The sequence below is a fragment of the Bradyrhizobium sp. USDA3516 genome (genome assembly GCF_057651995.1).
The window spans coordinates 326,592-338,510 of record NZ_JBYGYN010000008.1 but is presented as its reverse complement, the minus strand read 5'-3'; the positions used below and the strand labels follow the sequence as shown (position 1 = coordinate 338,510).

Here is an 11,919-nt window from a genome sequence, read left to right as displayed (position 1 = left end):
CTTAGTTTTTTATGGTCAACGATTGGTTAATCCGGCCGCGCCGCTGGCTGCTTTCCGATAATCCTATCTTGAGTGATTCCGGATACCCCTCAGGCTTGGAACCGCGGGCTGAGGATCATCATGTTCGGCAAAGTTGGAATGCGGCGCGCCCTGGCGGCGGCGCTGATCCTGGGAACGGCCTCCAGTGCACTCGCGGCGGACGACGGTGTGTGGTCGGTCGGCAAATCCTCGGGTGAGGTCTGGCTGGCAGCGAGCGGCGCCCAGCAGGTCTCGTTGACGTCGGAAGGAACGCTGAAACCTGGCGATACCATTCGCACTGGCCGCAACGGGCGCGTCCTCCTCGTCCGCGGCGAGGAAACGATCCTGATCTCTCCCAATTCGGTGGTGGGCCTGCCGGCCGAGAAGAAGGAGGGCCTGTCGACCACCATCATCCAGCAGGCGGGTTCGATCCTGCTCGAGGTCGAGAAGCGCAACGTCAAGCATTTCGAGGTCGAGACGCCCTATCTCGCCGCCGTCGTCAAGGGCACGCAGTTCAGCGTCACGGTCGGTGCCGGTAGCACCAAGGTCGGCGTGCTCCGCGGCCAGGTCGAGGTCTCCGATTTCAAGACGGGACAGATCGCGCAAGTGATGCCCGGACAAGCGGCCACCGTCTTCGAACACGGCAAGTCCGGTCTCAGCCTCAGCGGTGCCGGCACGCTCAATCCGATCGAGCAGGGCAAGCCCCGCGCGCCCACGATCGAGCGTGTCCCGGTGCCGAAGTCGGGCCTGTCGGCGCCGCGCCATGCGGCCAACGGCCATGCCATCCATGCGCTCGGCCCGATCGACAAGGCAAGCAAGCCGGCCGGCGCACCCAAGGCATCGGGGCAGGCGGCCGGGGGGCATGCCCCCAAGGCGGGAGCCGTGCGCATTTCGGTCGCGCTGGGGGAGGTCAAGCTGAACGTCCACAAGGCGACGCGCGGCCTCGCGCACGGCGGCGTTCCGCCAGGGCAGGCGCGTAACGCGAATGCCAGGGGCGACAGTCAGACGGTCTGGAGCGATGGCAAGACGAGCCCGGCCACATCCAACGGCGCGGCAGGCAGCGGTGCCGCCAGCACGAACGCCACGATCGCCGCGACGACAGCCGGCGCATCCAGCGATGCGCCGCGAGCAAACAACGGAAACGCCGGCGGCAACGGTAATTCGGGTAACAACAACGGCAGTGGCGGCAACAGCGGCGGCAGCAACAACGGCAACAACGGCAACAATGGCAACGGCGGTAACGGCGGTAACGGCGGCAAGAACGGTCACGGCAACAGCAGCCATGCCGACAACGGCGCCACCGGCAATGGCAGAGGCAACAACGGCAACGGCCACGGAAATGGCGGCGGCAATGGCAGCAATGGGCACGGCAGACGCTGAACTCTAGGTGGACGCGTCCGTCGGGGGCGGGTGTGGGGGGAGGCTCGGGTGAGACGCTATCGGCCGCATATTCTTGTTGTGATCGCACTTGCGATCGTGTTGTCCACGGGCTGGCACGCCGCGCTTCGCAACGCGCTCACCGATCTCAGGTTCAAGTGGCAACCCCGTGAGGCCACCGGCGACATCGTTGTGGTCGGCATCGATACGCCGTCGATCGACCAGATCGGGGTTTGGCCGTGGCCGCGGCGTCTCCATGCCGAGCTGCTGCAAAGGCTGGAAGCGGCAGGCACGCAGGACGTTGCCTTCGACGTCGACTTCAGCACGCCGTCGGACCCTGCCTCCGACGAGGCCTTCGCCAAGGCGCTGCGGGACGCTGGCGGCTCGACCATCCTGCCATCCTTCAAACAGCCGACTGCGAAGGGCGGCCCGGCCCACGTCAACCGCCCGCTGAAGTCGTTCGCCAACCAATCGTGGCCGGCCGTCGTCAATGTCGCGATCGAATCCGACGGGCTGGTTCGCCGCTATCCGTTCAGGGAGAAACTTGGCGACGCCTTCGTGCCTTCGATGGCCGTCGTGGTGGCCGGGCAGGACGCCAATCGGCGGCCGCCCTTTCTGATCGATTTCAGCATCAGCACGGCGTCCATTCCGAGGGTCTCCTATGTCGACGTTCTGCGCGGCGATAGCGCCACGCTCGACAAGCTGAAAGGCAAGAGGATCATCATTGGCGCCACCGCGCTCGAGCTTGGCGATCGCTTCAGTGTCCCCAATGGCAAGATCGTCTCGGGGCCGGTGCTGCAGGCGCTGGCCGCGGAATCGATCCTACAGAACCGCATGCTGCGCTGGACGTCCGACTTCGGCATGATCCTGGGCATGGGTGCGATCTGTCTGCTCATGATGTATTCGTGGCGCCGCCTCGCTCCGGGAACTCGCGTCGCAGCGCTGGTCGGCTCCGGCGCAGCCATGGAATTGGCCGCGATCTTCGTGCAGGCGAGATGGCCGCTCGTGATCGACACATCACTGTTCCACATCACCATCATCGCCTATCTTGCCGCGATCGCGCTCGACGAAATCGATTTCCGCAGCCTGCTCGGGCGCATCGCCGAAAGCCGCTTTCATCGCATCGCGATGGCGCTCGGCGACGGGCTGGTCTGCACCGACGAGGATCACCGCATCACGGTCTGGAATCCCGGCGCGAGCGCGATCTTCGGCTACATGCCCACCGAGATCATCGGCCGCCCGTTCGACACGCTCTGTGCCGTGCCGGCGAATGGCGATGCGAGGCCATCGATGCTCGACTCCGCGCGCCAGGCGCTTCTGGTGCCGGGCGGCGCCGTCGTCGTCGAGTTCGAAGGCCGGCGCAAGAACGGGGAAACCTTCCCGGTCGAGGCGAGCTTCTCAGGCTGGCAGGGAACGGACGGCTTTCAATATGGCGCGATCCTGCGCGATATTTCGGTGCGCAAACGTGAAGCCGAGCGCATCAGGTATCTGGCTGAGCACGACGCGCTGACCGGCCTTGCAAACCGGAACATGCTGCATGTCGGTCTCACCGACCTGATCGCCGCGGCGGAGCGGCAATCTTCGGGAGTTGCCCTGCTCGTGCTCGGGCTCGACGGCTTCCAGGAGATCAACGACATGCTCGGGCACTCCGCCGGCGACCTCGTGCTGCGCGCGGTCGCCGAGCGGCTCCGGAGCGAAGTCGACGGCAAGGCGATCGTCGCCCGGCTCAGCGGCGACGAATTTGCCATCGCGATCGATTGCGCTGACCTCGGCGAGCTGATGCCCGCGTTCGCCGAGCGGATCGCGCGCGCGTTCGAAACCCCGCTCGTGGCCGGCACGCGCCAGCACCGGGTCAAGATCAGCATTGGCGTTGCCGTCTATCCTGAGGGCGGGAGCAACGCCGATGATCTCCTGAGCAACGGCCATCTCGCGCTGACGAAGGCCAAGGCGACCAGGCGCGGCGGCCACGTCGTATTCGAATCCGCGATCCGGCAGGAGCTCGAGAACCGCTTGATGCTGGAGAGCGAGCTGGCGCTCGCCGCCGATCGCGGCGAGTTCGAGCTGTTCTATCAGCCCCAGGTTCGCCTGATCGACGGCAGCCTGGTCGGAGCCGAAGCGCTCATCCGCTGGCGGCATCCGGTACGTGGCTACGTCTCGCCGGCCGAATTCATGCCTGTCGTCAACACCTCTGCGCTCTCGGAGCGGATCGGGAACTGGGTGATGGAGACCGCCTGCCGTCAGGCGCGAGCCTGGGAATTGTCGGGCAAGGACGTGCGCGTGGCGATCAACCTCTCGCCCTCGCAGCTCCAGTCCGGCGATCTCGCGCATTCCGTCGCAGCATTGCTCGAAGCGACGGGGCTGACGCCGTCGCTGCTCGAGATCGAAGTCACCGAAGACATCCTGCTGCAGGACGAGCGCCGCGTGCTCGCCATCTTCAAGCGGATTCAGGAGCTCGGCGTCCGGATCCTGTTCGATGATTTCGGCACCGGTTATGCGAGCCTGAGCTACCTGAAGAAGTTTCCGCTCGACGGCCTCAAGATCGACCGTTCCTTCGTCTTCGGTCTGCTTTCGAGTTCCGACGACGCCGCCATCGTCGGCTCGACCATCGGCCTCAGCAAGCAGCTCGGCCTCACAGTCGTGGCCGAAGGCATCGAGAACCACGCAACGGCCGACTTCCTTGTCAGCATGGGATGCGAGGAAGGGCAGGGCTATTTCTTCGGCCGTCCGATGCCGGCCGAGGCATTCGAGAAGCAGTTTTTGGCGGATGAGCTCGAGGCCGTTAGCGCCGCCTGAGCGGGCTTTCGCCTGCGCGTTGACGCCAGCACTCCGAATGAGGCTGGTTGTTCTGGCGAGCACCGTCGCGCGGGCCAACATCTGGTATTGGCATCCAGTGACGGTGCGCGCTCCGCAGTTACTCCTGGTTCTCTAGCGACTCTCAGGCCACGACCGAGGCGAGCCAGGCGCAGTTCGGGTCGGGGACCCGGACGCCGCGAGCTGCTGCATCCAGTCGCATGTTGCGCATGCGAGCTCGCTGCTCCTCCGGAAGGTGCAGTCGCTCATGCCCCCATAGACTCGGGCCATCAAAGGTTTCGAAAGGCTGCCATGTCGCGGGGTCGATCACTTGCGCTCCCCAACCGTACTCCACGAAGAAGTCGGAGGGCGAGTGAGCATAGAATGATGTCATATGATCGTTCGTGTGCCGACCGAGCGTATAGGCTATGCGCCCCTCTTCGAGCTGGGCGAGATCATAGCCTTGCCCCACATCGTCGAAGCTTTGCATCTCGACCATGAAGTGGTGGAAACTGCGTTTGCCCGAGCCGACCATGGCAAAGCTATGGTGGCGGCCGTTGATATGCAGGAAGTAGAGCGGGTATGGCGACAGACCATAGTCGGTAATGTGGAAGCCCAATAGATCGCGGTAGAACGGCAAGAGATCATCCACAGTCGCGACGTTCATCACGACGTGCCCCATCCCAAGAGGGCCGGTCTTGAAGCCCGAGATGGGCCGCCCTGGCTTGAACGGGTCGGGCGAGATCTCCTGCCCATGAAACACTTCCACCCGGTGGCCCCCCGGATCGCGAAATACGATGAGATCCGCGACGCGGCGCTCGTCCGCAAGAGCGCGCGTGCCCTTGGCAACAGCCACGCCGGCGTTATCCAGGCGAGCGGCCAACTCGTCGAGGTCCGCCTTGCTTTCGGCCTCCCAGCCAAGGAAGCCCAGACCATTATTCTCAGCTCCGGTCACGACGAGCCTTTGCTGTCGATCGTCCATGCGAAACGCCAGAACCTTGGCGGCTGCGTCGACCTTCTGCATCCCGAGCAGCCGCGTCGCGAAGCCCTCCCAGTCCTCAAGTTTGGTCGATTCTACGCCGACGTAGCCCAATGATTTGAGTGCCATGAACCGTTTCCTCCGCCGTTTCCCAGATCGATGTGTTGCTTAAACTCTCGGCGCCAGCCTCGCAGGCCTAAAGGGCTATGCCTTCCGCTACGAATACGCGTTGCGCGGAAGGACGGGATTTCAACTCGCTCCAGCGAGCAGCGCACGCCGCCGGGACTTCGAGTTTGAGACGCTCGCAAGCCCAGAAGAGCGTGTAGAACAGCGCGCCATCGGCGAATGTTTGCCCTGCGTTCCGTCGCAGGTGACGATCGACCACTACGAACCCTTCCTGGATGATCTCCCGGCCGCGCGCTCGCGTCGCCTCATGATCCGCTTCAGCCATCGCAAACTTGTCCGGACGAAACGCGCGCGAGAAGCCCTGCATGTGGATGGTCGAAACGATGAACTCGGCCAGCTCACTTGCGCTCAGAAGCGTCTCCGGATCAGACGGTATCAGGCCCGCCGAAGGCGTCTGCTCGGCAAGATAGCGCGCGATCACGGGGAATTCGGTGAGCACCGACCCGTCTGCACGTTCGAGCGCAGGCACCTTGCGTTTCGGATTGACCGCCGTGTACCAGGCCTGAAAATTATCACCGTTGCGGATATCGACCTTCCGCAGTTCGAAATCGCACCCGATTTCATGCAGCAGATAGTGAATGCCGATCGAGCAGGCGCCGGGCGCAAAGTAGAGCTTCATCGTTCGACTCCCGATTAATGCAAAACGACATCCTGATCGACGGGACGCCAGGCAAGACAACGCCGCTGCAAAGCCATCAGCACTGCGTCGGACGCGAAGACGATGAGTACTATCAGGGTTATGCCGGCATAGACGCCCGCAATGTCCGCAGAATTGTAGGATTGCTCGATGTAATGACCAACACCGTTCTCGGCCGCGAGAAACTCGCCGACAAGGGCCGCATTGATCGCCCATGGAAGCGCGGCCCGCAGCGCCGTCCACACGAACGGCTGGACGCTGTTCCAGATCACCTCGCGCGCCACTTCGATCTTGCTTGCACCGAAGATCGACACTGTCTGCACGAGGTATGGGCCGATGGACCGTATTCCGGCTGATGTCGCGACGAAGACCAGGAAGAAGGTCATCAACGCGACGAGCACGACTTTCGATCCGAGACCAATGCCGAACCACAGGATGAGGATGGGACTCAGCGCCAGCTTCGGAATACCGACGCCGGCTCGGGCGAACGGCTCGACCACCGCTCGAAGCCGTTCGGACAATTGGACCAGAAAGGGAAGGACGACACCGAGACCCGCTCCCAACATGAGGCCTATGCTGGCCTCTGCGGCGGTCGTCGCCATCATCGGGAAAAGTTCTCGATTCGAGATCAGCTCCATGACCCTCTGGAGAGTGGCTTGCGGCGTCGCCACAAGCGTCGGATATACCCGCGCGGCGGCGAGCCACATGCCAGCCAGCACGACGGCGACCGCCGTGCGCGCGATGATCAATGGCGACGGAACGATCGCCATCTGCGACCGAGCTGCCGAGATAATTGACAAATTCGGCATCAGACTTGCGCCCTGATCCGGCTAAACAGGCCCGGGAACTGCGGTGCGGTCACGATACTATCGAGTGCTCTGGGCCGCGGGATATCGATGACGTGTTCGCCTCGAACGCAAGCGGGCGACTTCGTCAGCGTTATCGTCCGGTCTCCAAGGGCGATCGCCTCATTGATGTCGTGGGTGACGAACAGGATCGTCTTCCCTCCTCGTTGCCACAACTTGACGAGATCCGACTGAATATGGAGCCGAGATTCGGCGTCGAGCGCCCCGAATGGCTCGTCCATCAGGATGACCGGCGGATCGTAGGCCAGCGTTCTGATGATGGACGCGCGCTTGCGCATGCCGCCGGAAAGTTGGTGCGGGTAGTAGCCTTCGAAGCCGCCGAGCCCCACCGTCACGATCAATTCGTCGACGCGCGTTTTCGTTTCGCTGTTGAGCCGACCTTGGACGAGGAGTGGATACTCGACATTCTCTCGCAGCGTCCGCCAGGGCAGGAGATTGTCGTCCTGCATCACATATCCGATGCGACCGCCGCATCCCGGAGACGGCTTGCTTCGGCTCGAGTCGTTGATGACTTCGCCGCGAAACAATATCTCCCCCTTCGAAGGGATATCGATCTGCGCGATCATATTGAGCAACGTCGATTTGCCGGAGCCTGAGGGACCGATCAACGTGAGGAACTCACCTTCGTAGAGCGCAAACGACATGCCCTCCACGACCCAGCGATCGCCGTCTTTGCTCTGCCCTTGGAAGCGCTTGCCAAGGTTGCAAACATCCAGGAGCGGCTTACCATTCTCTCTCATGTGAGGCTCGTGCCTTTGGAATGAGAACCCTTCCAAGCCAGCAGGCGGTCGTGCAAACGATCGATGCCAACGTTGGTGATGGCGACGACCAGCGCGAGCGCTGTCACGGCGGCGAGTGCGCCTGTGACCTCGAAATTCCCTGCAGAAAATTGAACAAGATAACCCAATCCTCGGTTCGAGGAGATTAATTCGGCGATGGCTGCTCCGCCAATTGAAAGAGGTAGCGTGACCTGCACGGCCTGAAAAATGAACGGTAAAGCAGAAGGCCAGATGATTGTGCGCAACAACTGCGGTTCACTCGCGCCAGCAACCTTTGCCATCCGGAGAAGTCGAGGATCGACGCCTCGAACGCCTTCCATTGTGCTGAAGAACACGAGGAAGAAGCTTACGCTCGCGACGAGTGCAACTTTGCTCCAGATGCCGATTCCAAACCAGATAATGAAGAGGGGAATGAATGCGACCTTCGGCAGCCCGTATCCAATCAATATGAATGGGTCGAGCACCGCCGTCACGAACGGCCGTTTCCGCAGGACAAACGGAAGCGCCAAGCCTGGCAATCCGCCGATGACAAATCCGAGGATGGCAGCCAGCAACGTGTAGCCTGCGTTGCCACCCAGGACGCCGTTCAGCGACCACTGATACAGCTGCTGACCAACGAGAAGCGGCGAACTTATCAACTCGGGCCCGGTCCAGACACTTGCTGCTTGCCAAACGAGCAACAGCATAGCGCCGAACCCGAATCTATCGAAGGTTGCTTTACTCATGGGTTCTATTCCGCCGTCCCGCTACGGGGTGAACGCTGTCAGATAAAGTTCCGACTCGGGGGGCAGTTTGGCGTCAGGAGGAATGATTCCGCTGATCCGATCGAAGGCGATAACGTTGTCCAGCATCGCGCTCGTCAGCTTCATGTCCGGCTGAGCGAACGGGGCAAACACCTCGTATGATGCCTTCAAGATATCGGGCTCCATCTTGTCGAATGATTTGCCGAGCGCCTCCAGACTCGCGGAACGGTCTGTCTTCATCAAGGCGATGGCATCCTTCAGGGCCGCCACGAATCCCTGGCAGCGCACCGCCTCGGCATCGCAGTAGCCCGGCCTGACTAGAACGACGTTGTATGGAAAGGGCTTCAGCTCAGGGAGCGAGACTTCCGGCCCCGACAGCCATCGAATACCGCCTTCTTTGACGGCCAGAAGAGAGAACGGAGGCGAGAACACCATGGCGTCGATCGTGCCTGCCTTGAGCGCCGCTACCATTGCGGGCGGCTGTAGCGCGGTAATCGTGAAATCGGTTTCCGGGTTCATTCCCGCCTTCACCGCGACGAACCGCAGGAAACTGTGGGGTAAACCGTTGATTGCGTCGACCCCGATCGTGAGGCCTTTCAAGGCGCGGATTTTCGCCATTGCGTCCGCGTTCGGCGCCATTTCCAGCCTCTTGGCTACGACGTCGCGGATCACGATATCCGTCGTGAAGCGATCCTGTGTATTGGCTATCGCGACGAGCTTCTGATTTCGCGCCGCGGCCGCGATTTGGATGCCTCCTGAGATCAACGAGAAGTCTGCGCTCTTGCCGAGCATCGCGTTGATGACGCCGGGACCGGCGACATAGATGACCTTCGGCTCGATCCCATGCCGGCGAAAGAAGCCGCGCTCCTGCGCGATGTAGAGCGGCGCGAATAGGAGGGACTGAGCCGGCAAGGCAATCGTCGTCGGGACCGGGGATTGTGCGAGCGCTGGCGAAAAGCCGTACAGGGCGCCCAGAGCGATCATCGCAAGACTCAATGTACGTCCTGCGTACTGCATTCCCTTGTTCATAGAATTCCTCCCTGGCATTTTTGTTGATTTCGTGAGTTTGCGTTGCTCTCAAGCGGCGGACGGCTCCTCGTCGTTTCTGATGTCCGCGCCCGCCAATGCCGTTCCAAGAGCACGTTCGAGGAATTTTCCCGGATCGGGCGCGGCGTTGAAGCTACGCGCGGCGACGTAGCCGTCGGGCCTGATCAGGACCATCCCTCGCGGACCGATGCCGTACGATTGGATGAAGAGTCCGTCTTGATCGACGTAGTCGCCGCCGGCGCCAATGCTGCAGGAGCGCCCTGGAACATGAAGCTCTACGGAAACCTTGGCAAAGGCGCGCTGCCAATCTTCTCCGCCGGGTGTCGTCAGCATCAGGAAGTAGCCGGCACGGGCGAGATCGATGGTCGACAATCTGTCGTTTGGTCCTTGCAGCCAGAGATGGGGTGCTCGGTGTCCGGGACACGCAACCGGTTCGTACTGCTCAATGCGGAAGGGCGGAGCCGACGTCCCGTCAGGCGATATCCATCGGGAGGAATAGGCGTGACCGAATGTCTGGCCTATGTAGTCAAAGTGCTCGCGAAGGCCTGGGATCACGTCCCGAATGTGACGCTCCGCCGCCGCGGAATCCGGGCCCTCGAGCATCTTGGCGATCGGGCTGTCGTGCGTTGCCATCCCGGAAAGACCGCTCTCCGCCATCTTCATTGCGTTGTGAACGCTTTGCTCGATGTTGGTCTGAGCGACAGGACGACGCTCCTCGTTATAGCTTTCGAGAAGCGAGGCCGGAGCGTTGCCGCGCAACACGAAGGCCAATTTCCACGCCAGATTATGCACGTCACCGATGCCGGTGTTCATTCCTTGCCCGCCCGTTGGCGGCAGCGGATGGGCGGCATCCCCCGCAATGAATACACGACCTTTGCTGAACTGGTCCGCAAGGCGGGCCTGCATTCGCCACGGCAGGATGCTATGGATGTCGAGCGGAACGTCGTCCGAGCCGATGGCTGCGCGAACGATCGCTTCGCAGCGCTCGCTCGTGAACGACTCGACGCCTTCCTTGGCCGGGTCGAAGGCGAAATTGTACGTCCAACGTCGCCGGCCATCGAGAGCAATGAGCACTCCGCATGTCGTGGCGTTGTAGATCCACCACAGCAGATAAGGCCGCTTTTCGACGAACTCCCACAGGTCGGCCTCGAAGTAGATGCCGATCTGCCGGCCGATCCGTCCTCGCCCCGTCATCCCGATGCCGAGGCGGTCCCTCACGAAGCTACGCGCGCCGTCCGCGGCAATCACGTAGCGCGCGTCGATCATGAGATCCGCGGCCCCCTGCCGACATTCGAGCCGCACACCATCAGGTCGGGACGCGAGTTCCTTGAGCTCGGTCGAGAACAGCAATTTAACGGGAGCAAAGCTTCGCGCAACATCAACCAGGATCGGCTCGAGCACGTCCTGAGGGCATGACGTCTTGCGGCTCGGACTGGCGGCTTGATGGGCCCGGTCGCGATCGGGAATGCCCCGCGTCGCCAATACCGCGATATCCGGCCCTATCAGCCGGGACAGGAAGGAGACTCCCGCGTTGCGCTCTGGAGGCAAGCCGGCTTTTGCGACCGACTCTTCGCAGCCAATCGTTCGGAATATCTCCATCGTACGCGCGTTGACCACATGCCCCCGCGGATGAGCCGATGTCGACGCATTTCGCTCGACGAGAATCGTGTTCACGCCCAACGAACCCAGCAAGGCGGCAGCCGTCAGACCCACCGGCCCGGCACCGACAATCGCCACTTCGGTCTCCATGAGACCTCCTCCCGATCGCCCTGAATTATATTTAGCGACGGAGAACCAAGCGCAACTTTGACTGACAGTCAATAGAATCTTGACTAACAGTCAATCAGGCAGCGCGGAACGCGCCGTCAACCCTCTGTCAAACGGATGGAATATTCTTTTCGCCAAGAAGCTCGGCGTTGGCGACTGCAAGCGGGAAAAGCCGAAACGCCATCTCGACGATGGCCGCCTTGTTCTTTATCTGTCCCTGAACCCAGGCCAGAACGAGCTCATCGAAATAGCCAAGCCATGCCCGCGTCGCGACAGCAAGTTCAAGCGAGGGCGCAGTCACGCCATAGAAGCCGAGGACCAGCCGAATTCCGTGGCTGCGCGAACGTTCCCAAATGTCCTGGATTGCCGCAGTGCCACCGCCGCGCGAGTGGAAAACGTAATCGACCCGGCGTCGATGGACCTCCTCCATATGCGCTACCAAGAAGCTGCGCAGCTTTTCGGGAGCCGACCCCGTGAGTGTGGCCCGCAGATGAATCCGATCCAGGCGGTCAGCGGCAGCTTGTGAAATTTCCTCGTAGAGTTTGGCCTTCGATCCAAAGTAGTGGAATGTGAGTCCATGGGCTACGCCCGCTTCTCGGGCAATGTCTTCCGCTGAGATCTCGTCGAAAGGGCGTTGGGTAAACAGTCTGGTTGCAGCTTCAAGGATTCGGTCGCGAGCCGGAATGTCGGCGCGTTTCTTCTTTCGTGCAGTGACCACCGGTTCGACTCA

Annotated in this window: 10 protein-coding genes; 2 read left to right on the top strand and 8 right to left on the bottom strand. The window is 61.9% G+C overall.

Going from position 1 to position 11,919, the window contains the following annotated elements; translation table 11 throughout:
- Positions 1 to 120 precede the first annotated feature (120 nt).
- Both AC24YW_RS25345 and AC24YW_RS25340 read left to right on the top strand, forming a co-directional pair.
- Positions 121 to 1,398 (top strand): FecR domain-containing protein, encoded by a 1,278-nt coding sequence (locus AC24YW_RS25345; protein WP_487485275.1) that lies wholly within the window; start codon positions 121 to 123, stop codon positions 1,396 to 1,398.
- Between the two features lie 48 nt (positions 1,399 to 1,446).
- Positions 1,447 to 4,188, top strand: coding sequence for an EAL domain-containing protein (locus AC24YW_RS25340; protein ID WP_487485274.1), 2,742 nt, complete (start codon positions 1,447 to 1,449; stop codon positions 4,186 to 4,188).
- Between the two features lie 142 nt (positions 4,189 to 4,330).
- Here AC24YW_RS25340 and AC24YW_RS25335 read toward each other — a convergent pair whose 3' ends face one another.
- From AC24YW_RS25335 to AC24YW_RS25300, 8 genes are all read right to left on the bottom strand, one after another.
- Entirely contained in the window at positions 4,331 to 5,293 is a 963-nt protein-coding gene (locus AC24YW_RS25335; RefSeq protein ID WP_487485273.1) for a VOC family protein, read from the bottom strand.
- 67 nt (positions 5,294 to 5,360) lie between these two features.
- The gene (locus AC24YW_RS25330) at positions 5,361 to 5,969 is read right to left on the bottom strand and encodes a glutathione S-transferase family protein (RefSeq protein ID WP_487485272.1); all 609 of its coding nucleotides are present in this window, start codon (positions 5,967 to 5,969) and stop codon (positions 5,361 to 5,363) included.
- A 14-nt stretch (positions 5,970 to 5,983) separates the two neighbouring features.
- Positions 5,984 to 6,757 carry an ABC transporter permease gene (locus AC24YW_RS25325; RefSeq protein ID WP_487485271.1) on the bottom strand — a complete coding sequence of 258 codons (774 nt, stop codon included), beginning with the start codon at positions 6,755 to 6,757 and terminating at the stop codon, positions 5,984 to 5,986.
- Between the two features lie 38 nt (positions 6,758 to 6,795).
- A complete protein-coding gene (locus AC24YW_RS25320; RefSeq protein ID WP_487485270.1) occupies positions 6,796 to 7,593 on the bottom strand; it encodes an ABC transporter ATP-binding protein in 798 nt (265 codons plus the stop codon).
- On the bottom strand, positions 7,590 to 8,357 hold the full coding sequence (locus AC24YW_RS25315; protein ID WP_487485269.1) for an ABC transporter permease: 768 nt from the start codon (positions 8,355 to 8,357) through the stop codon (positions 7,590 to 7,592). Before AC24YW_RS25315 ends, AC24YW_RS25320 begins: the two co-directional genes overlap by 4 nt.
- A gap of 21 nt (positions 8,358 to 8,378) precedes the next feature.
- Positions 8,379 to 9,404, bottom strand: coding sequence for an ABC transporter substrate-binding protein (locus AC24YW_RS25310; protein ID WP_487485268.1), 1,026 nt, complete (start codon positions 9,402 to 9,404; stop codon positions 8,379 to 8,381).
- Positions 9,405 to 9,452: 48 nt separating this feature from the next.
- On the bottom strand, positions 9,453 to 11,171 hold the full coding sequence (locus AC24YW_RS25305; RefSeq protein ID WP_487485267.1) for an FAD-dependent monooxygenase: 1,719 nt from the start codon (positions 11,169 to 11,171) through the stop codon (positions 9,453 to 9,455).
- Between the two features lie 127 nt (positions 11,172 to 11,298).
- Entirely contained in the window at positions 11,299 to 11,907 is a 609-nt protein-coding gene (locus AC24YW_RS25300) for a TetR/AcrR family transcriptional regulator (protein WP_487485266.1), read from the bottom strand.
- Positions 11,908 to 11,919: the final 12 nt, after the last annotated feature.